At 68.8% G+C, this 19,140-nt stretch carries 19 protein-coding genes; 14 read left to right on the forward strand and 5 right to left on the reverse strand.

Annotated elements, in window-relative coordinates; all coding sequences use genetic code 11:
- Nucleotides 1–65: 65 nt before the first annotated feature.
- Entirely contained in the window at nucleotides 66–1,364 is a 1,299-nt protein-coding gene (locus DDZ14_RS17215; RefSeq protein ID WP_109426213.1) for an RsmB/NOP family class I SAM-dependent RNA methyltransferase, read from the reverse strand.
- 49 nt (nucleotides 1,365–1,413) lie between these two features.
- On the opposite strand from DDZ14_RS17215, the gene DDZ14_RS17220 reads away from it, so the two are divergent.
- Complete coding sequence (locus DDZ14_RS17220) at nucleotides 1,414–1,608, forward strand: DUF1674 domain-containing protein (RefSeq protein ID WP_109426214.1); 195 nt, start codon at nucleotides 1,414–1,416, stop codon at nucleotides 1,606–1,608.
- A gap of 192 nt (nucleotides 1,609–1,800) precedes the next feature.
- On the opposite strand, the gene dapB is transcribed toward DDZ14_RS17220, so the two are convergent.
- The gene (gene dapB, locus DDZ14_RS17225) at nucleotides 1,801–2,610 is read right to left on the reverse strand and encodes a 4-hydroxy-tetrahydrodipicolinate reductase (RefSeq protein ID WP_109426215.1); all 810 of its coding nucleotides are present in this window, start codon (nucleotides 2,608–2,610) and stop codon (nucleotides 1,801–1,803) included.
- Nucleotides 2,611–2,727: 117 nt separating this feature from the next.
- On the opposite strand from dapB, the gene rbfA reads away from it, so the two are divergent.
- The 10 genes from rbfA to egtB all read left to right on the forward strand — a co-directional run bounded on the left by rbfA (nucleotide 2,728) and on the right by egtB (nucleotide 12,693).
- Nucleotides 2,728–3,153 (forward strand): 30S ribosome-binding factor RbfA, encoded by a 426-nt coding sequence (gene rbfA / locus DDZ14_RS17230; protein WP_109426216.1) that lies wholly within the window; start codon nucleotides 2,728–2,730, stop codon nucleotides 3,151–3,153.
- Entirely contained in the window at nucleotides 3,150–3,908 is a 759-nt protein-coding gene (locus DDZ14_RS17235; RefSeq protein ID WP_109426217.1) for a phosphodiester glycosidase family protein, read from the forward strand. Before rbfA ends, DDZ14_RS17235 begins: the two co-directional genes overlap by 4 nt.
- 82 nt (nucleotides 3,909–3,990) lie before the next feature.
- A complete protein-coding gene (gene truB, locus DDZ14_RS17240; RefSeq protein WP_109426218.1) occupies nucleotides 3,991–4,899 on the forward strand; it encodes a tRNA pseudouridine(55) synthase TruB in 909 nt (302 codons plus the stop codon).
- Between the two features lie 125 nt (nucleotides 4,900–5,024).
- The gene (locus DDZ14_RS17245) at nucleotides 5,025–6,659 is read left to right on the forward strand and encodes a hypothetical protein (RefSeq protein ID WP_109426219.1); all 1,635 of its coding nucleotides are present in this window, start codon (nucleotides 5,025–5,027) and stop codon (nucleotides 6,657–6,659) included.
- Between the two features lie 46 nt (nucleotides 6,660–6,705).
- On the forward strand, nucleotides 6,706–7,221 hold the full coding sequence (locus DDZ14_RS17250; RefSeq protein WP_109426235.1) for a DUF1643 domain-containing protein: 516 nt from the start codon (nucleotides 6,706–6,708) through the stop codon (nucleotides 7,219–7,221).
- Nucleotides 7,222–7,238: 17 nt separating this feature from the next.
- A complete protein-coding gene (locus DDZ14_RS17255) occupies nucleotides 7,239–8,138 on the forward strand; it encodes an alpha/beta fold hydrolase (RefSeq protein WP_109426220.1) in 900 nt (299 codons plus the stop codon).
- 75 nt (nucleotides 8,139–8,213) lie between these two features.
- A complete protein-coding gene (locus DDZ14_RS17260) occupies nucleotides 8,214–8,498 on the forward strand; it encodes a DUF5665 domain-containing protein (protein WP_109426221.1) in 285 nt (94 codons plus the stop codon).
- Nucleotides 8,499–8,633: 135 nt separating this feature from the next.
- Nucleotides 8,634–8,903, forward strand: coding sequence for a 30S ribosomal protein S15 (gene rpsO, locus DDZ14_RS17265; RefSeq protein ID WP_109426222.1), 270 nt, complete (start codon nucleotides 8,634–8,636; stop codon nucleotides 8,901–8,903).
- Between the two features lie 205 nt (nucleotides 8,904–9,108).
- Nucleotides 9,109–11,232 carry a polyribonucleotide nucleotidyltransferase gene (gene pnp / locus DDZ14_RS17270; protein WP_109426223.1) on the forward strand — a complete coding sequence of 708 codons (2,124 nt, stop codon included), beginning with the start codon at nucleotides 9,109–9,111 and terminating at the stop codon, nucleotides 11,230–11,232.
- A 252-nt stretch (nucleotides 11,233–11,484) separates the two neighbouring features.
- Nucleotides 11,485–12,693: an ergothioneine biosynthesis protein EgtB gene (gene egtB / locus DDZ14_RS17275; RefSeq protein WP_233252631.1), complete on the forward strand. Its 1,209-nt coding sequence runs from the start codon at nucleotides 11,485–11,487 to the stop codon at nucleotides 12,691–12,693.
- Nucleotides 12,694–12,729: 36 nt separating this feature from the next.
- Here the strand turns inward: egtB and DDZ14_RS17280 are convergent, their stop codons facing one another.
- Nucleotides 12,730–13,386 (reverse strand): peroxiredoxin, encoded by a 657-nt coding sequence (locus DDZ14_RS17280; RefSeq protein WP_109426224.1) that lies wholly within the window; start codon nucleotides 13,384–13,386, stop codon nucleotides 12,730–12,732.
- Nucleotides 13,387–13,527: 141 nt separating this feature from the next.
- Between DDZ14_RS17280 and DDZ14_RS17285 the strand changes: the two genes are divergently transcribed.
- Nucleotides 13,528–14,970, forward strand: coding sequence for an aldehyde dehydrogenase family protein (locus DDZ14_RS17285; RefSeq protein WP_109426237.1), 1,443 nt, complete (start codon nucleotides 13,528–13,530; stop codon nucleotides 14,968–14,970).
- The gene (locus DDZ14_RS17290) at nucleotides 14,967–15,845 is read left to right on the forward strand and encodes a crotonase/enoyl-CoA hydratase family protein (protein ID WP_109426225.1); all 879 of its coding nucleotides are present in this window, start codon (nucleotides 14,967–14,969) and stop codon (nucleotides 15,843–15,845) included. The genes DDZ14_RS17285 and DDZ14_RS17290 overlap by 4 nt, the downstream gene beginning before the upstream one ends.
- A gap of 9 nt (nucleotides 15,846–15,854) precedes the next feature.
- On the opposite strand, the gene DDZ14_RS17295 is transcribed toward DDZ14_RS17290, so the two are convergent.
- Nucleotides 15,855–16,079, reverse strand: coding sequence for a hypothetical protein (locus tag DDZ14_RS17295; protein WP_109426226.1), 225 nt, complete (start codon nucleotides 16,077–16,079; stop codon nucleotides 15,855–15,857).
- 201 nt (nucleotides 16,080–16,280) lie between these two features.
- On the opposite strand from DDZ14_RS17295, the gene DDZ14_RS17300 reads away from it, so the two are divergent.
- On the forward strand, nucleotides 16,281–18,257 hold the full coding sequence (locus DDZ14_RS17300) for an FAD-dependent oxidoreductase (RefSeq protein ID WP_109426227.1): 1,977 nt from the start codon (nucleotides 16,281–16,283) through the stop codon (nucleotides 18,255–18,257).
- On the opposite strand, the gene DDZ14_RS17305 is transcribed toward DDZ14_RS17300, so the two are convergent.
- Complete coding sequence (locus DDZ14_RS17305) at nucleotides 18,254–18,907, reverse strand: pseudouridine synthase (protein WP_109426228.1); 654 nt, start codon at nucleotides 18,905–18,907, stop codon at nucleotides 18,254–18,256. The genes DDZ14_RS17300 and DDZ14_RS17305 overlap by 4 nt on opposite strands.
- Between the last annotated feature and the right edge of the window lie 233 nt (nucleotides 18,908–19,140).

A 19,140-nucleotide genomic window follows, 5' to 3' on the forward strand; every position in this document is an offset into this window, starting at 1 on the left:
CTTGCCGGGACCGAGGATAGCCGCGACGGGCGGCGCTGTCACCGCCAAAAGCCGGCGCCCGGGCGTCAGTCCCGCGCCAGGCGCGCAATGCAGAAGCCGTCCATTCCGCCCAGCTCCGGCCAGTGGTCGGGGCGCAGACGCAGAAGGCCCTCCGGCGTGGCCAGTTCCGGCCCCAGGCCCAGCGGCTCGGGCGCGATGGGCCGCAGGCGCAGCCCGGCATGACGCTCCAGCGCGCGTGCGACCTGCGCCTCGCCCTCCTCGGGCAGCAGCGAGCAGGTGCAGAAGACAAGGTCCCCGCCGGGGCGCACCATCTCCACCGCCCGGTCGATCAGCGCCGCCTGAAGCGCGGCCAGCGCCTCAACATCGGCGGCGGTCGTGACATGCGGCAGGTCGGGATGGCGGCGGATCGTGCCGGTGGCCGAGCAGGGCGCGTCCAGCAGCACCAGGTCGAATGGCACCTCCGCCCGCCAGTGCAGCGCATCCGCCACCACCCGGTGCGCGACCAGCCCGGTGCGCGTCAGGTTCTCGCCCAGCCGCGCCATCCGCGGGCCGGAGATATCGAGCGCCGTGACATCCGCGCCGGCGGCGGCAAGCTGCATCGTCTTGCCCCCCGGCGCGGCGCAGAGATCGAGCACCCGCGCACCCGCGACATCGCCCGCAACCCGTGCCGCGATGGCCGCGGCGGCGGCCTGCACCCACCAGGCACCCTCGGCAAAGCCCGGCAGCGCCGAGACCCGGCCCGGCGCGTCCAGCCGCAGGCTGCCGGTGGGCAGGTGCCGCGCGCCCAGCGCTGCCGCCCAGCCCTGCCGGTCCTCGGGGTCCTTAAGCGTCAGGTCGAGCGGCGCGCCCGCGGCATGCGCGGCTTCCATCCCGCGCACCGCTTCGCGCCCCCAGGCGTGGACCAGCGGGCTGCGGAGCCAGGGGGGCATCATGTCGGGCGGCGCGGCCTGCCAGATCTCCGGCCCGCCCGCGGCCACCTTGCGCAGTACGGCATTGGCGAGCCCGGCCAGGTGCCGGGTCCGGCGACCGGCGCGCACCAGGCGCACCGCCGCGTCGACGACCCCGTGCGGCGCGGCGCGGTCGGCGCAGAGCTCCACCGTGGCCAGACGCAGCACCGCAAGCGCGGCGGGGGGCGGGGTCTTGGCCAGGTGCGGCGCCAGCACCCGGTCGGCGCGTTGCAGGTTGCGCAGCACTGCAAGCGCCAGCCGCTCGGCGCGGGCGCGCTCGGGCGGCGCCAGCCGCGCGAGCGTCCCGCTCGCCTCGTCGAGCGTGCAGCCCTCGGCCAGCACCGCGTGCAGAAGCGCCAGCGCCGCGCGGCGCGGCGCCAGGCCGGCGGGATCGAGGGGCGGGGGCTTGTCCGTCATGGGCTGCGGCGTATATCAAGCCGCTGAGCGGCACAAGAAAGCATGGGCCATGACCGACACATCCGGAACCGACGACCTGCCCCCCGACCTGTCCCCAGAAGCCCGCCGCGCCCTGGCCGAGGCCGAGGCCCGCCGCAAGGCCGCGCAACCGCCCGGCCTGCCGCCCGAACAGGGCGGCCGCGACGGCCCGGAACCCACCCGCTTCGGGGACTGGGAGAAGAAGGGGATCGCCAGCGATTTCTGAGCCGGGCGCGTATCGCAACCACAAGGCGGTGTGGCGCCGGTGCTGCACGCATTCTCAACCCTCCTGCCCCGGACTGCACGCGCCTCACCGCCGCGGATCGCCCGCGCCCGTTTCTTCTTGCCCGAAATATCCCCGCCGGAGGCGAAAAACCGCCGCCGCAGGCGGCGCAACCCGCCCACGGCAAGGGCGATCCTAGAGCCCCAGCACGTCCAGCATCGAATATTCGCCCGGCTTGCGCCCCTGCCCCCAGAGCGCGGCACGCACCGCGCCGCGGGCGAAGAGCCGCCGGTCGCTCGCGATATGGCTCAACCGGATGCGCTCGCCCTCGGCGGCGAAGATCACGTCATGCTCGCCCACCACGTCGCCGCCGCGGATCGCCGAGAAGCCGATATCGCCGCGCCGCCGCGCGCCGGTGATCCCGTCGCGCCCGCGGTCGGCCACATCGGCCAGCGTCACGCCGCGGCCCTCGGCCGCCGCCTCCCCCAGCATCAGCGCGGTGCCCGAGGGCGCGTCGACCTTGTGGCGGTGATGCGCCTCGACAATCTCGATATCCCAGTCGGCATCCAGCGCCGCCGCCACCTGCCGCGTCACCTGCACCAGCAGATTGACCCCGAGGCTCATGTTGCCGGCACGCACGATCACCGCGTGGCGGGCCGCGGCGGCGATCTTCGCCAGGTCCGCGTCCGAAAGTCCCGTGGTGCCGATCACATGGGTGGAGCGCGCCTGCGCGGCCAGCGCGGCATGCTCCACAGTGGCCGCCGGCGCGGTGAAGTCGATCACCGCCTGCGCGCGGGCGAAGACCTCAAGCGGGTCGTCGCAAACCGCGACGCCCAGCGGCGGCCCGCCCAGGCATTCGCCGATATCCTGCCCGATCCAGTCATGGCCGGCGCGTTCCGTCACCCCCACCAGCGCGGCGTCCTCGCGCCCGCGCACGGTCTCGATCAGCATGCGGCCCATGCGGCCCGACGCGCCCAGCACGGCGATCCCGGTCATTTCGGTCATCGCGGCTCTCCTCTCTGCGGAACTCCGCCATCCTCTAGCCGCTCCGGCGCGGGCGGTCAAAGCCCCGGTTGCGGCAGAACCGTCCATCGCTTATGTGCGGGGCGAGAGGTGCAAGCCATGTCCAAGAAATCCTTCAACAGCGGCGCCGGCCCGTCGACGCGGCAATTGCGCGTGGGTGAGTTGATCCGCCGCACGCTCTCCGACGTGCTCAACCAGGGCGACGTTCACGACCCGGACCTGAACCGCATGTCGATCACCGTGGGCGAGGTGCGCTGCTCGCCCGATCTGCGTGTGGCCACGGTCTATGTTCTGCCGCTCGGCGGCGAGGGGCGTGAGGCCGCGATGGAGGCGCTGGCACGCAACCGCGGCGAGTTGCGCCACCAGCTCGACCGAAAGCTGGACCTGAAACGTTCGCCCGAGTTGCGTTTCGCGCTCGACGAGACCTTCGACCGGATGGACGAAACCCGCCGCCTGCTGGAAAGCGCCGAAGTGGCGCGCGACACCGCGCGGTCCGGGGATGCGCCCGGAGATGCGGAGGAATGACCGGCTGGCGCGGGCTTCTGGGGGCGGCGCTGCTGCTCGTCGGACCCGCGGCGACGGCGGCGCCGGATCCCGCCGCCTGCCGGCCGCTGGCCCATGACGGGCTGGCCTATACCGTTTGCGAGGCCGATGCGGCACGCGACGAGATCCGGCTCTGGCTGGGCGCCCCGGACGGCATGCCCTATGCCAGCTTCCATCGGCTCGACGAGGACCTGGCCCGCAGCGACCGGCGCCTCTCCTTCGCGATGAATGGCGGGATGTACCATCCCGACCGCGCGCCTGTGGGCCTCTACATCGAAGACGGGCACGAGGTCGCGCCGGCGACGCTGGGCGGCGGGGTCGGGAATTTCGGCCTGCGCCCGAACGGCGTCTTCTGCGTCATGCGCGGCCGCGCGGCGGTGATCGAATCGGAGCACTACATGACCGATCCGCCGGCCTGCCGCTTCGCCACCCAATCCGGCCCGATGCTGGTGATCGGCGGCGCGCTGCACCCGCGCTTCCTGCCCGACAGCACGTCGCGCCATATCCGCAACGGCGTCGGCGTCTCCGGCGACGGGCGCCGCGTGGTCTTTGCGATTTCCGAGCAGCCGGTCACCTTCCACGAATTCGCCCGGCTCTTCCGCGACGGGTTGGGCCTGCCCGACGCGCTCTTCCTGGACGGAAACGTCTCGAAACTGCATGCGCCCGGACTGAACCGGTCGGATGTGGGCCGCCCGATGGGGCCGATCCTGGGTGTGATCCGCGGTCCTGCGGAGTGACCGCCGCCGCCAAGGGGATGTTGACGGGCGCGCGCCGTGCGGGTAGCGGACGGCTTCGCAGAATTATCGGGGGACGGCGCGCGTGGGACGCAGACGCAACAAGGGACGCGATATTTCCGGCTGGCTGGTGGTGGACAAGCCCGCCGGCGTAAGCTCGAGCGCGGTCGTGAACAAGGCGCGCTGGGCGCTGGGGGCGCGCAAGGCGGGCCATGCCGGCACGCTCGACCCGCTGGCGACCGGCGTTCTGGCGGTGGCTTTCGGAGAAGCCACCAAGACCGTGCCCTATATCACAGACGCGCTGAAAGCCTACCGATTTACCGTGCGGCTGGGCGTGGCAACCGAGACCGACGACACCGAGGGCGCGATCACCGCCCGGTCCGACAGCCGCCCGTCCGACGCCGAGATCGAGGCCGCGCTGGGTGAGTTCACCGGCGAGATCATGCAGGTGCCGCCGCAGTATTCCGCCGTCAAGGTCGAGGGCGAGCGCGCCTACAGGCTGGCGCGCGAGGGCGAGGCGCTGGATCTGGCGGCGCGGCCGCTCTGGGTGGAGTTGCTGCGCCTCGTCGCGCGGCCGGATGCCGATCACGTGGAACTGGAGATGGTCTGCGGCAAGGGCGGCTATGTGCGCGCCATCGCGCGCGACCTGGGCGCGTCGCTGGGTTGCCTGGGCCATGTGGTAACACTGCGCCGCATATGGTCGGGCCCGTTCGAAGCGGAAGACGGCATCGACTTCGCGCTGCTGGACGAGATGGCGGGTGACCCGGCGCTCGACGGCTACCTGCTGCCGCTGGAAACCGGGCTGGCCGAACTGCCGGAACTGCGCTGCACGCCCGAAGGTGCGGCGCGGCTGCGGAACGGCAATCCCGGCATGGTGCTGACCTCCGAAGCCGAATATGGCGAGGAGGCCTGGGCCTCCTACCAGGGCAAGCCGGTGGCCATCGGCATCTACAAGACGGGCGAATTGCATCCGAGCCGGGTGTTCAACCTCTGACGCGCCGCGCGGTGAATGCTGCACCGGATTGTGCTAGGATCACATCATGTCATTGCCCGGCAGGCAAGGCGCTCCGGCCCCAATGGACCGGACCGCGGAGACCGGCCGTTCACGGGGGAAATGCGATGTTGCGTACAATTCTCGCTGCGGGGCTGGCCACTTTCGGCCTTGCGCCCGCATTGCTCGGCGCCGAGCCCGAGCCCATCGAAACCGCCACTGAGGCTGTCTATACCATTCCGGAGGGGGCCGATCTGCACCTTTTCCGCGCCTACGGCTCCGGGCTCGCCTTGTGGGTGCGCCGCAGCGACGGCGTGGATGTGTATCTGAGTACGGAGGGGCGGCTGCCCTTTACCGGCTACTACCTGAACGGCAAGGGTCAGGCCGCGAGCCGCTATTTCGCGCAACCCCAGGGGAACATGTCCCTGGCCCATCTGGGCAAGGACGTCGAAGGCCGGTTCATCTACTGGTCACCGGACATGGGAAAGAATTACGTAGACTATTCCGACAAGCTGCTCTGGTCGCTCGACGGCGGCGCGGCGATGTTCCGCACCTACGAGAACGGCGAGGCGTTCGCCTATCGCAACGGCGAGCGGTTCGGACCCTACAAGTCGGTCTATGAGCATTACCCGGCCGCAGGGCGGGAACTGCTTTATCTCGCATTGACGCTCGACGGGGAGTTGCGGGTCTTCCGCGATGGCGAGCCCATATCAGAGCCCCTGGAAAACGCCCGCAGTCTTGTTGCGACACAGGCCGTCGCGGGCGAGGGGTACGTCTTCGCAGTGCTCAAGACCGACGGCTACTGGATGATCCACAATGGAACGATAACCGAGGGCAACGATGTGCTGCTGGCGGTGGAATTGAGCGGCGACGGCTCGGGCGTGGCGCTCATCCGCCGGATCGACGGCGAGGTCGAGGCCGTTATCGACGGCAGGCCGAGCGGGTTGCGCTACACGAATTCCGGCCGTCTGGTCCTGTCCTCGGACGGTAGGCATTATGGCTATCTGGGCGAACGGAAAGCCGCGGACGAGACGTCCGAGCTCTTTTTCGAGATCGACGGCAAACAGATCGGGCCGCTCGGCGGCGACGCCATGTCGGGCTATCATTTCGCCGGCAAGACGGCGCAGCTTGCCTATGGATACAATGATGGCAGCGAAGATCATATCGTCCTGGGCGACCGGGAGGTCGGAACCTTCCCGGCGGGCACGGCCTTCACGCCCCGGACATCGCCCAGCGGCGCCCATTACGTCATCTATGTCAACGACCCCGAGAAACCGCGCCTTGTCACGGGCGAGCGCGAACTGGCGCTGAAACCGGGGGACAAGGTCACCAAGCTCGATATCGACGACGCGGGCCGGGTCCACTACTTCGTCCATCGCGAGGGCCGGGCGCTGCGTCATATCGACGGTCAACTGATCGGCAGTTTCGATACCGCACTCCTTGGAGATTATTCCACCGACCGCGAAGAGATGATCTTCGCGGCTCGCGATGGCGCGCGCGCGGTACTCTATCTCGGGGCGGCACCGGTGCTGGAAGCCGCGCGCATCCGCTTCGCCCGCTTCGCGCGGATCGCAGGCCGGGACCGGCTGGTGGCCCGGCTGGAGAGGGACGGCATGGAGTATCTGGCGATAGACGACGCAATCGCGGGGCCGTTCGATGAAGTACTTCTCGACCGAGAATCGCTCGATGCGTCCCCGATGGAGAGCTTCCGTTTCCACAGCCGCACGGGTGACACGGTCAGCCGGCACGACTGGCCTTTCTGAGCGCGGGGACTTGCGGCGGGCGCGGCTTTCGGGCCATGAACAGCGCATGATCACTCGCACCCATCTGAAAGGCGACGCGGCCTCCACTGCCGTCTATTCCGATTGCGAACGCTACCGCTATGCGCTCACGCGCGTCTGGGACGGCGCGGGCCGGCGGGCGCTTTTCGTGATGCTCAACCCCTCCACCGCGACGGAGGTGCAGAACGATCCCACGGTGGAGCGCTGCGAGCGGCGGGCCCGCACGCTGGGCTTCGGCGCCTTCCGGGTCTGCAACATCTTCGGCTGGCGCGCGACCGATCCGCGCGCGATGCGCGCCACCGCCAACCCGGTCGGGCCGCAGAACGACGCCGCCATCCTGGAGGGCTGCGGCTGGGCCGACAGCATCGTCTGCGCCTGGGGCACACATGGCGCGCATCTGGACCGCGGCCCTGAAGTGGAGCGACTGATGCGCGGCACCGGGCGGGCGCTGCACCATCTGGGCCTCAGCAAGGCGGGACATCCCAAGCATCCGCTCTATATTGGATATGCAGTGCAGCCGGAGCCCTGGCCCGGCCCGGCCTGAGAGCGAGGGGGAAAGCCATGTCCGGAATCGCCGGGTTCCAGCAGCGTTTCGTCGAGACGAACGGCATTCGATTGTCGGTGCATGAGGGCGGGGAGGGCGCGCCGCTCATCCTGCTGCACGGCTATCCGCAGAACCACATGTGCTGGGCGCGGGTGGCGCCCGAACTGGCGCGCCGCTACCGGGTGATCGTGCCCGACCTGCGCGGCTATGGTCAGAGCGACGCGCCCGCCGACGACACCGACCACCGCACCTATTCCAAGCGCGAAATGGCCCGCGACGTCGCCGGGCTGATGGATGCGCTGGGGATGGAGCGCACCGACCTGATCGGTCATGACCGGGGCGCGCGGGTGGCCTATCGCATGGCGCTGGACATGCCCGAGCGCATCCGGCGGCTTGGCATTATCGAGATCGTCCCGACGGCCGACTTCTGGGACGCCTGGACCGCGGAACTGGCGCTGAAGGCCTATCACTGGACCTTTCTGGCACAGCCCGCCCCGCTGCCCGAGCGGATGATCGGTGCCGACCCGGTGGCCTATATCGACTGGACGCTGGCAAGCTGGACCGCGTCCAGGACACTCGACGCCTTCGCGCCCGCCGCGCTGGAAGCCTATCGCCGGCAGGCAAGCGATCCCGCGCGCGTCGCCGCGATGTGCGCCGATTACCGCGCCGGGGCCGGTATCGACCGCGACCTGGACCGCGCCGACCGCGATGCCGGGCGCCGCATCGAGGCGCCGCTGCATTACGTCTGGGCCGAGGGCGGCTTTCCCGCGCAGACCGGCGATCCGCTGGGCATCTGGCGGCGCTGGGCGCGGGAAGTCACCGGCCTGCCGGTCTCCGGCTGCGGGCATTTCGCCATGGAGGAAGCGCCCGAGGCCGTGCTGGCCGCGCTGGCGCCGGCCTTTCCGGGCGGGGGCTGAGCCGCGATGCGCGCCAGATTGACCCGGCGCCGCGCATCCGACAGGCTTGCCCGGCAAAAAGGTACGGAGCCGCCGATGGCACAGGATCAGGACAGCGACGCGCGGCTGGCCGAGGAACTCGCCGCCCTTCGCGGCGAGTTGCAGCGGCTCAACCGGCACCGATTCGTGCGGATGCACAACAACCTGCCGAAACTGCTGGGCTTCAACTTCGCCCGCGGCATGGCATTCGGGCTGGGCTCGGTCATGGGTGCGACGATCCTGGTCTCGATCGCGGTCTTCCTGCTCTCGCAGATCGACTTCCTGCCGGTGATCGGTGAGTGGGCGAAGCAGATCGCCGAGCAGATCGAGGCGGCCGAATAGCCGGATTTCCGCTTTTCATTTCGGGGCAATTCCCCTATATGGCCCCATCCGTCCGGGCACCGGGCGGGTTTTCTCCACGGGCCCTGCTGGACGACATCCCGGCTCGCGCCATAGACAATCCGAAAGGAGACCCCGATGTCGATCACTGCCGATGTGAAGCAATCGCTGATCAAGGAATATGGCACCAAGGACGGCGACACCGGTTCGCCGGAAGTCCAGGTGGCGATCCTGACCTCGCGCATCTCGACGCTGACCGAGCATTTCAAGACCCACAAGAAGGACAACCATTCCCGCCGTGGGCTTCTGAAACTCGTCGCCCAGCGCCGCAAGCTGCTGGACTACCTGCGCGGCAAGGACGAGGCGCGCTACCGCGATCTCATCCAGCGCCTGGGCATCCGCCGCTGAGGAGACACCGAGCCGCGCCCTCCGGGGCGCGTCTTCGTTTTCACGACAGCGCCGGCCCGGCTTCGGGCCGCCGCCTCAACCGCAGCCTCCCCCGCCGGGCTTCTCGGGGTGGGCAGGAACGCAAAACCCCCATGAAGCCACGGGCATACGGCCCGTACGACACGAGAGGCCGGGGAGGGTCCCCGCGCCCAAGACAGGAAAACAGATGTTCAATATCGTCAAAAGAGAAATCGAATGGGGCGGCGAGACGCTGACCCTGGAGACCGGCAAGATCGCGCGTCAGGCCGATGGCTGCGTCGTCGCCACGCTGGGCGAGACCAGCGTGATGGCCGCCGTAACCTTCAACAAGGAACCGCGGCCGGACCTGCCCTTCTTCCCGCTGACTGTCCATTACCAGGAAAAATACTATGCCGCGGGCAAGGTGCCCGGCGGCTTCTTCAAGCGCGAGGCGCGCCCGTCCGAGAAGGAGACGCTGACCGCGCGCCTGATCGACCGGCCGATCCGCCCGCTCTTCGTGCCGGGCTTCAAGAACGAAACGCTGGTGATGTGCACCGTGCTGAGCCACGATCTGGAGAACGACCCGGACGTGGTCGCGATGATCGCGACCTCCGCGGCGCTGACCCTGTCGGGCATCCCGTTCCTCGGCCCTATCGCGGGCTGCCGTGTGGGCTTCGCCGATGGCGACTATGTGCTCAACCCGGCCGTGGACGACATGCAGAACCTGCGTTCCAACCCCGAGCAGCGGCTCGATCTTATTGTCGCGGGCACCAAGGACGCGGTGATGATGGTCGAATCCGAAGCCTACGAGCTTTCGGAAGACGAGATGCTGGGCGCGGTCCAGTTCGGCCATGACGCGATTCAGCCGGTGATCGACATGATCATCGACATGGCCGAGGATGCCGCGAAGGAGCCCTTCGACTTCCAGCCGCCGGATTACAGCGCGCTCTGCGAACGGGTGAAGACGCTGGGCGAGGCCGACATGCGCGCGGCCTTCGCGATCCGCGACAAGCAGGAACGCACGACCGCGATCGCCGCGGCGCGCGAGGCCGTCAAGGCGCAGCTTGGCGAGGAAGAGCTGGAAGACGCCAATCTCGGCGCCGCGTTCAAGAAGCTCGAATCCTCGGTCCTGCGCGGCGACATCATCGCGGGCAGCGCGCGCATCGACGGGCGCGACCGCACCACCGTGCGGCCCATCGTGTCGGAGGCCGGTATCCTGCCGCGCACCCACGGCTCGGCGCTCTTCACCCGCGGCGAGACGCAGTCGCTGGTGGTCACCACGCTGGGCACCGGCGAGGACGAGCAGATCATCGACGCGCTGCACGGCAACTCGCGCTCCAACTTCCTGCTGCACTACAACTTCCCGCCCTACTCGGTCGGCGAAGCGGGGCGTGTCGGCCCTCCGGGACGGCGCGAGATCGGGCATGGGAAACTGGCCTGGCGGGCGCTTCAGGCGGTGCTGCCGCCGGCGACCGACTTCCCCTACACGATCCGGCTCGTCTCCGAGATCACGGAGTCGAACGGCTCCTCCTCGATGGCCACGGTCTGCGGCTCCTCGCTGAGCATGATGGATGCGGGCGTGCCGCTGAAATCGGCGGTGGCGGGCATCGCGATGGGCCTGATCCTGGAAGAGGACGGCCAGTTCGCCGTGCTCACCGACATCCTGGGCGACGAGGACCATCTCGGCGACATGGACTTCAAGGTGGCGGGCACCGAGGCCGGGATCACCTCGCTGCAGATGGACATCAAGGTGGCGGGCATCACGCCGGCGATCATGAAACAGGCGCTGGCGCAGGCCAAGGACGCGCGCCATCACATCCTGGACGAGATGTCCAAGGCGCTGAGCGAGGCCGGATCATTCTCGGAATATGCGCCGAAGATCGAGACCATGCAGATCGCCACCGACAAGATCCGCGAAGTGATTGGCTCGGGCGGCAAGGTGATCCGCGAGATCGTGGAAACCTCCGGCGCCAAGGTCGACATCAACGACGAGGGGATCATCAAGATCGCCTCTGCCGATGCCGACGCGATCAAGCGCGCTCATGACATGATCCACGCGATCGTGGCGGAGCCGGAAGAAGGCCAGATCTACACGGGCAAGGTGGTCAAGATCGTCGATTTTGGCGCCTTCGTGAACTTCTTCGGCAAGCGCGACGGGCTGGTGCATGTCAGCCAGATCGCGCGCGAACGCCTGAAGCATCCCTCCGACGTACTGTCGGAGGGCCAGGAGGTGAAGGTCAAGCTCCTGGGCTTTGACGACCGCGGCAAGGTCCGGCTGGGCATGAAGATGGTCGACCAGGAAACCGGCGAAGAGATCACCGAAGACGCGTGATCGGCGCTTGAAGTGGAACTCAGGGGCCCCGGCGGAAACGCCGGGGCCTTTTTCGTCGTGCCGCCATGGGCGGTCTCGATCGGGTCGCGCGGCGCTCGGGGCGCCCGTGCCGTGGCGGGGTTGCGCGGACAGTCAATCGGCCTAGGTTCCGGCGCATACGCGCCATATCGCTTCAGGAGGCCCCATGCCCGAGACCGGTCCCGCCCGCAGCCCGCCCCGTCCCCCGAAACGGCCCTGCGCGACCGGCTGCCCGTGACGCGGGAGCGTAGCCTCTGGCTGGCGGAGGGGCTCAGCGACGCGGACGCCACCGTGCAGTCGATGGAGGACGCGAGCCCCGCGAAATGGCACCTGGCGCATACGACATGGTTCTTCGAGACAATGATCCTGGCGGAGCATCTGCCCGGCTACACCCGCCATGACGACCGGTTCCCCTATCTCTACAATTCCTATTACGAGGCGCTGGGCAGCCGACATCCGCGCCCCCGCCGCGGCATGATCACGCGCCCCACGCTGGCGGAGGTGATGGACTACCGCGCCCATGTGGACGCGGCGATGGCGCAGCTTCTGGAGAGCGCCCCCGCGCCGGAGGTTCTGGAACTGACCGAACTGGGCATCAACCATGAGGAACAGCATCAGGAACTGATGCAGACCGATATCCTGCACCTCTTCGCGCAGAACCCGCTGCGGCCCGCCTTCCGCCCGTCCGAGCCGCTGGGCGTGTCCGAAACCGGAGCCGAGCCGCTCGACTGGATCGCTTTCAATGGCGGGCTGGAGGCGTTCGGCCATGACGGCGGCGGCTTCGCCTTCGATTGCGAGGGTCCGCGCCACAAGCACTGGCTGGAGCCGTTCCGCCTGGCCTCGCGCGCCGTCACCAACGGCGAATGGATCGCCTTCATCGAGGGCGGCGGCTACGCCACGCCGGCGCTCTGGCTGTCGGACGGCTGGGCCACGGTACAGGCCGAGGGCTGGCAGGCGCCGTTCTACTGGTACCGGCGCGACGATGAACGGTGGACGATGACGCTGCGCGGCCCGCAGCCGGTGGACCCCGCCGCCCCGGTCACGCATGTCAGCTATTTCGAGGCCGACGCCTTCGCCGCCTTCGCCGGGTGCCGGCTGCCCACCGAGTTCGAATGGGAACGCGCGGCGCACGGCGTCGCGCCCGAGGGCAACATGCTCGACAGCGGCCGGCTGCGGCCCGCGCCGGCAAACGGTGGCGGGCTGGCGCAGCTTTACGGCGATGTCTGGGAATGGACGGCCAGCCCCTTCGCGCCCTATCCGGGCTTCCGGGTGGCCGAAGGCGCGGTCGGCGAATACAACGGCAAGTTCATGAACGGGCAATATGTACTGCGCGGCGGCTCCTGTGCGACGCCGCCGGGCCATGTGCGCGCCACTTACCGCAACTTCTTCCAGCCCGAGAAACGCTGGCAGTTCAGCGGGCTCAGGCTGGCCGCCGATGGCTGAGGCCCCCGCGGATGCCTGCGGGGGCCGCGCCGCCTGTCAGGTCGGCATCTTGGTCTTGCGCAGATAGGGCAGCACTGTCTCGTATTCGCCGAAGCGCTGCTTTGCGTCCTCGTTGGAGACCGCTGGCGTGATGATCACGTCCTCGCCCCGCTTCCAGTTGGCCGGCGTGGCCACCTGATGCTCGGCGGTCAGCCGGATCGAGTCGAGCGCGCGCAGGATCTCGTCGAAATTCCGCCCCGTCGTCATCGGATAGGTGAGCGCGAGTTTCACCTTCTTGTCCGGGCCGATGATGAACACGGTGCGCACGGTCGCGTTGTCGGCGGGCGTGCGCCCCTCCGAGGTGCCGCCTTCGCCGGCCGGCAGCATGTCGTAGAGCTTGGCAACCTCAAGGTTCGGATCGCCGATCAGCGGATAGCTGACATCGTTGCCGGTCACCGCCTTGATGTCGGATTTCCAGCGCTTGTGGTCATCGACCGGATCGACCGAGATGCCGATGATCTTGGCGTTGCGCTTGGCGAACTCGTCGATCATTCCGGCCATCGCGCCCAGTTCCGTGGTGCAGACCGGGGTGAAATCCTTGGGGTGCGAGAACAGAATCGCATAGCCGTCGCCGATCCAGTCGTGAAAGCTGATCTTCCCTTCGGTCGTCTCGGCGGTGAAGTCCGGCGCAGTATCGTTGATCCGGAGTCCCATCTTCCTGTCTCCCTTTGAAAGCCCTGTCGAGGTAACATCTCTAATCTGTACCCTGGCAGCGGACTTGTCAGCCCCTCGTCTTGCGGTTTGCCGGCGGCGGTGACACTCTGCGCGCAAATCCAGTTTCACGGAGAGACCGAAATGCTCGACAAGCGCCAGTTCTATATCGACGGGATGTGGACCGACCCGGAGGCAGGCAGAGATTTCGAGGTCATCAACCCCTCCACCGAGGAGCCTTGTGCGGTGATTTCGCTGGGCGGCGCGCTCGACGTCGATGACGCGGTGGCCGCGGCGCGCGACGCGCTGCAATGGTGGGCGCCGATGCCCCCGGATGAGCGCATCGGCTATATCGAGCGCATTCTGGAAGAATACCAGGCGCGGGCCGAGGACATGGCGCAGGCGATCAGCCTGGAGATGGGCGCCCCCATCGACATGGCGCGCGCCCAGCAGGTCGGCGCCGGGACCGGGCACATCAAGAATTTCATCCGCGCCGCGAAGAATTTCCAGTTCGAGCGGATGCTGGGGGAGCATGCCCCCAACGACCGCATCCTTTATGAACCCGTGGGCGTCTGCGCGCTCATCACGCCATGGAACTGGCCGATGAACCAGATCACGCTGAAGGTGATCGCGGCGCTGTCGGCGGGCTGTACGATGGTGCTCAAACCCTCCGAGATCGCGCCGCTTTCGGCGCATCTCTTCGCCGAAATCATCGACCGCGCCGATGTCCCGCAAGGCGTCTTCAACCTGGTGAACGGCGACGGTGCGGGCGTGGGCACGCGGCTCTCGGGGCACCCCTATGTCAACATGGTCTCCTTCACCGGGTCGGCGCGCGCGGGTGTTGCGATCTCGAAGAACGCGGCCGACACGCTCAAGCGCGTGCATCTGGAACTGGGCGGCAAGGGCGCCAACCTGATCTTCGCGGATGCCGACGAGAAGGCCGTGAAGCGCGGCGTGATCCACTGCTTCAACAATACCGGCCAGTCGTGCAACGCGCCCACCCGGATGCTGGTGGAACGCTCGATCTACGACGATGCGGTGGAGATCGCCCGCGACACCGCCGAGAGAACCCAGGTCGGCCCCGCGGACCAGTCCGGGCGGCATATCGGCCCGCTGGTCAGCCAGGCGCAGTTCGACAAGGTGCAGGGCCTGATCCAGAAGGGCATGGATGAGGGCGCGCGGCTGATCGCGGGCGGGCTGGGCCGGCCGAAGGGCGTGAACCGCGGCTATTTCGTGCGTCCCACCGTCTTTGCCGATGTCCAGAACGACATGACCATCGCGCAGGAGGAGATCTTCGGCCCGGTCCTGTCGATGATCCCCTTCGACAGCGAGGACGAGGCCGTCGCCATCGCCAATGACACGCCCTACGGGCTGACCAACTATGTCCAGAGCACCGACGGCGCGCGCCGCAACCGCGTGGCGCGGCGGTTGCGTTCGGGCATGGTCGAGATGAACGGCCAGCCGCGGGGCGCCGGCAGCCCCTTCGGCGGCGTCAAGGCGTCGGGCAACGGGCGCGAAGGCGGCGTCTGGGGGATCGAGGATTTCCTGGAGGTCAAGGCCGTCAGCGGCTGGGGCGAGGACGCATGAGCGCACCGGGCGCATCGCCGCAGGACAAGGTCCTCTATGCCCGCGACGGGCGCATCGCGCGCATCACACTGAACCGGCCCGAGGTGCTGAACGCCATCGATGACGACCTGCCCGGCGCGCTCTCGGCGGCGGTGGCCCGCGCCGAGGCCGACCCGGAGGTGCATGTGATCGTCCTCGCCGGCGCGGGCGAGGCGTTCTGCGCCGGCTACGACCTGGCCCATTACGCGCAGCAGAAGGACAATCCCCTGACCCAGGACATGCCCTGGGACCCGGTGCAGGATTATCGTTTCATGTGGGCCAACAACCAGCATTTCATGTCGCTCTGGCGGGCGCTGAAGCCGGTGATCTGCAAGGTGCATGGCTATGCCGTGGCGGGCGGGTCCGACATCGCGCTCTGCTGCGATTTCGTCGTCATGGAAGATACCGCCGAGATCGGCTACATGCCGACGCGCGTCTGGGGCTGCCCGACCACGGCGATGTGGGTCTACCGGCTGGGCGCGGAGAAGGCCAAGCGGATGATGTTCACCGGCGACCGCATCTCCGGGGCGGAGGCCGCGGCGATGGGGCTGGTGCTGAAAGCGGTGCCGGAGGCGGCGCTCGACGCCGAGGTGGACGCGCTGGCCGCCCGCATGTGCTCGGTGCCGGTCAACCAGCTTGCGATGCAGAAAATGGTGATCAACCAGGCGATCGAGGCGATGGGCCTCAACGAGACCCAGCGCCTCGCCACGATCTTCGACGGGATCACCCGGCATTCGCCCGAAGGCATGGCCTTCAAGCGCCGCGCCGAAACCGCGGGCTGGAAACAGGCGGTCCAGGAGCGCGACAGCGGCACCTATGACTGGACCCTGGACCGCCCGGCCAACCCGGAACGCTGAGCGCGCCCGTTACCGGGCCGCCGCGCCCCACTGGGACCGGCGCACATTGCCGTGCCAGTCCTCGGCCGCCAGCGGATCCGCCGCGCTGCGGGAAATTTCCGGTCCAGAGGTGGTATCGGGCGCCTCGCTCAGTGCGCCGCCAACCGCGATGCCCAGGGCGACAAGCGCCGCCGCGCGCAGCAGGAACGCCGAGTTGTTCGGGCCGCGAAGGCCGGTGGATGCGATATGTGCCATGTCTCTCTCCATCGTTTAGGGTGTGCTGGTGAGGAGATAGGGGCACGCGCAAGATTAGTGAAATGAATGATTGATAGTCATAACATCACATATACTGATGCAATGCGCCGGGCAGCAAACGACGCCCCGATGTCGCGGCCACGCTTTTGGACTGGCGTGCCTCCCGTCTAGGCTGGGCCCGTCCGAAGGAGGAACCGCCCGATGACCGACCACCCCCGCCTGATGTCCCCGCTCACGCTGCGCGGCCACACGCTGCGCAACCGCATCACCTTCGGGGCGCATACCGCCAACATGGCCCGCGACGGCCTTCCGGGCCCGCAATTCGGCGCCTATCTGCTGGAACGCGCGCTGGGCGGCGCGGCGATGATCGTGGCCGAGCCGATGCCGGTCCACCGCACGGGCGTTCTGACGCGGGGCAATTTCCGGCATTCCGACGACGCGGTGATCCCGGCCTTCCGCAAGATCGTGGAGCCGGTGAAGGAGGCCGGCGCGGTGGTGCTGCAACAGCTCTACCATGTCGGCCAGCACGGCGATTCCGACCTGAGCTTCGCGCCGCATTGGGGACCGTCGGGCGGACCCTCCTACCATGACAGCGACGGCAGCCACGCCATGACCGAGGCCGAGATCGGCGAGATCGTCGAGGGCTTCGTTCAGGCGGCCCGACGCTGCCGTGAAGCAGGATTCGACGGGGTCGAGATCTGGGCCGCCTACCATTCGCTGCTCGACCAGTTCTGGACCCCCTGGTCCAACCGCCGCGACGACCGCTGGGGCGGCAGCCTTGAGAACCGCACACGGTTCTCGCGGACCATCCTGGAACGCATCCGCGCCGCCTGCGGCGAGGATTTCGTCATCGGCCTCGCCGTCAGCCATTCCGACAGCTACGACGTGACGCTGGGCATCGAGGCACTGGCCGAGGCGGTCGCGGTCCACGATGCGACCGGGCATCTGGACTATGTCACCTGCGGCTCCGGCGGCTATCTCGATTTCGACCGGCTGATGCCGACCTTCGTGCATGGCGAGAAGCTGACGACGCCGGCCACGGCGGCGCTGAAATCGGCGCTGACCCATGCCAGGGTGCAGTCCGAGAGCCATATCCGCACGCCCGACAACGCCGAGGCGGTGATCGCCGCGGGCGAGGCCGATCTGGTGTCGATCGTGCGCGGCCAGATCGCCGATCCGCACCTGGCGCGCAAGACCGCCGAGGGCCGCGCGGGCGACGTGCGCGGCTGCATCTCCTGCAACCAGATGTGCTGGGGGCGCCGGTCGCGCGACTACTGGATTTCCTGCCTCGTGAACCCGTCCGCGGGGCGCGAGCACGAATGGGGCGGCGACCGTTTCACCCCCGCCGAGACGCCGCGCCGGGTGCTGGTGGTCGGCGCCGGGCCCGCCGGGCTGGAAGCCGCGCGCGTGGCCGCCGAACGCGGCCATTCGGTGGAGATCGCCGAGGCCTCGGGCGAGACCGGCGGCCAGTTCCGGCTGGCCGGGATGCAGCCGCGCCGCGCCCAGATCCTCGACCTTCTCGACTGGTACGAGCGCCAGTTCGAGCGGCTCCAGGTCCGGCTGCGCCGCCACGCCTTCCTGGAGGCCGACGAGATCCGCGCCGCCGCGGCGGATGTGGTTGTGCTGGCCACCGGCTCGCTGCCCGACGAGAACGGCATCCAGCGCTGGATGCCCGAGGCCGACCGCCTGCCGGGGCTGGAGGCCGGCCGCGTCTTCTCGCCCGAGGCGGTGATGCGGCGCGAGGCGAGGTTGGGCGAGGCGGTGATCGTCTATGACGAGGGCGGCCACTGGCGCGGCTGCGGCACAGCGTGGCACCTGGCCGAGCAGGGCCACCGCGTGACCCTTGTCACGCCGGACCCGATGGTGGGGGCCGGGATCGCGCGGACCTCCGCCGACCTGCCGCTTCGCCAGCGGCTCGCGCGGCTGGGCGCGACCCTGCTGCCCGAGCACCTCGTCACCCGCTGGCATGGCGACGGCGCGACGCTGCGCAACCTGCTCGACGGATCGGAAACGCGCATCGCCGCCACGGCGCTGGTCATGTCCACCACCAACCGCGCCTTCGACCCGCTTTCGGCGGACCTGGCCGATCTCGATATCCGCATGATCGGCGATTGCGTGGCGCCACGGCTCGCGCCCTTCGCCTTTCATGAGGGGCGCCGCCTGGCGCTTGACCTCTAGAACGGACAGCGCGCCTTGAAGGTCATGCCGATGCCGCCATCGGGATGGCGCAACCGCAGGCTCTCGGAATGGAGCTGCAGCCGCGGCGCCGCCGTCAGCGCCGGCCCCGTGGCATAAAGCGGATCGCCCAGGATCGGGTGGCCCATCGCCAGCATGTGGACCCTGAGCTGATGGCTGCGCCCGGTGCGCGGGTAAAGCCGCACCCGTGTCGCCGCCGCCTCGCGCCGCATCACCCGCCATTCGGTCAGCGCCGGCTTGCCCGCTTCGCGGTCCACCTTCTGGCGCGGCCGGTTCGGCCAGTCCACGATCAGCGGCAGATCGACACTGCCGGTCTTCTCCGCCACGTGCCCGGCCACCCGCGCGACATAGCCCTTGCGCATATGGCGGCGCTCGAACTGAAGCCCCAGATGGCGCTGCGCCTCGGGCGTCAGCGCGAAGACCATCACGCCCGACGTGTCGAGATCGAGCCGATGCACCAGCAGTGCCTCGGGAAAGGCCGCCTGGACCCGCGCCAGCAGGCAATCGGCCATCTCCGGCCCCTTGCCCGGCACCGACAGCAGCCCCGAGGGCTTGTTGGCCAGAAGCAGGTGATGGTCGTGATGGATCACCTCCAGCGGCAGGTCGGGCGGGCTGTAGCGGAACGGCGTCATGGCGCCCTTTTTCCCGCTCGACCTGCCCGGGTCAAGTGGAACCGCCATTTTCTTCTTGCTCCAAATATCCCCGCCGGAGGCGCCCGTCCGCGCCACGGGCGCCGCGTGTCAAACGGCATCCAATATTGACCTCCTATAGGCGTCCAAAAATGACCCCCCTTTGGGCATGGGTAGCTGGCCCGATACGGTGTAGCCATCACACAGCGCAGCCGTATCGGGCCAGCGGGGTGCGG

The organism is Maritimibacter sp. 55A14 (assembly GCF_003122205.1).
Taxonomy (GTDB): Bacteria; Pseudomonadota; Alphaproteobacteria; order Rhodobacterales; family Rhodobacteraceae; genus QEYE01.

Excerpts from the sequence above, each read along its gene's own strand:
- DDZ14_RS17215 (WP_109426213.1), bottom strand. The coding sequence starts at position 1,364 with ATGACGGACAAGCCCCCGCCCCTCGATCCCGCCGGCCTGGCGCCGCGC.
- DDZ14_RS17255 (WP_109426220.1), top strand. The coding sequence starts at position 7,239 with ATGTCCGGAATCGCCGGGTTCCAGCAGCGTTTCGTCGAGACGAACGGC.
- DDZ14_RS17285 (WP_109426237.1), top strand. The coding sequence starts at position 13,528 with ATGCTCGACAAGCGCCAGTTCTATATCGACGGGATGTGGACCGACCCG.
- DDZ14_RS17220 (WP_109426214.1), top strand. The coding sequence starts at position 1,414 with ATGACCGACACATCCGGAACCGACGACCTGCCCCCCGACCTGTCCCCA.
- pnp (WP_109426223.1), top strand. The coding sequence starts at position 9,109 with ATGTTCAATATCGTCAAAAGAGAAATCGAATGGGGCGGCGAGACGCTG.
- DDZ14_RS17250 (WP_109426235.1), top strand. The coding sequence starts at position 6,706 with ATGATCACTCGCACCCATCTGAAAGGCGACGCGGCCTCCACTGCCGTC.
- rbfA (WP_109426216.1), top strand. The coding sequence starts at position 2,728 with ATGTCCAAGAAATCCTTCAACAGCGGCGCCGGCCCGTCGACGCGGCAA.
- rpsO (WP_109426222.1), top strand. The coding sequence starts at position 8,634 with ATGTCGATCACTGCCGATGTGAAGCAATCGCTGATCAAGGAATATGGC.
- DDZ14_RS17235 (WP_109426217.1), top strand. The coding sequence starts at position 3,150 with ATGACCGGCTGGCGCGGGCTTCTGGGGGCGGCGCTGCTGCTCGTCGGA.
- DDZ14_RS17280 (WP_109426224.1), bottom strand. The coding sequence starts at position 13,386 with ATGGGACTCCGGATCAACGATACTGCGCCGGACTTCACCGCCGAGACG.
- DDZ14_RS17260 (WP_109426221.1), top strand. The coding sequence starts at position 8,214 with ATGGCACAGGATCAGGACAGCGACGCGCGGCTGGCCGAGGAACTCGCC.
- DDZ14_RS17300 (WP_109426227.1), top strand. The coding sequence starts at position 16,281 with ATGACCGACCACCCCCGCCTGATGTCCCCGCTCACGCTGCGCGGCCAC.
- DDZ14_RS17295 (WP_109426226.1), bottom strand. The coding sequence starts at position 16,079 with ATGGCACATATCGCATCCACCGGCCTTCGCGGCCCGAACAACTCGGCG.
- DDZ14_RS17290 (WP_109426225.1), top strand. The coding sequence starts at position 14,967 with ATGAGCGCACCGGGCGCATCGCCGCAGGACAAGGTCCTCTATGCCCGC.
- DDZ14_RS17245 (WP_109426219.1), top strand. The coding sequence starts at position 5,025 with ATGTTGCGTACAATTCTCGCTGCGGGGCTGGCCACTTTCGGCCTTGCG.
- dapB (WP_109426215.1), bottom strand. The coding sequence starts at position 2,610 with ATGACCGAAATGACCGGGATCGCCGTGCTGGGCGCGTCGGGCCGCATG.
- DDZ14_RS17305 (WP_109426228.1), bottom strand. The coding sequence starts at position 18,907 with ATGACGCCGTTCCGCTACAGCCCGCCCGACCTGCCGCTGGAGGTGATC.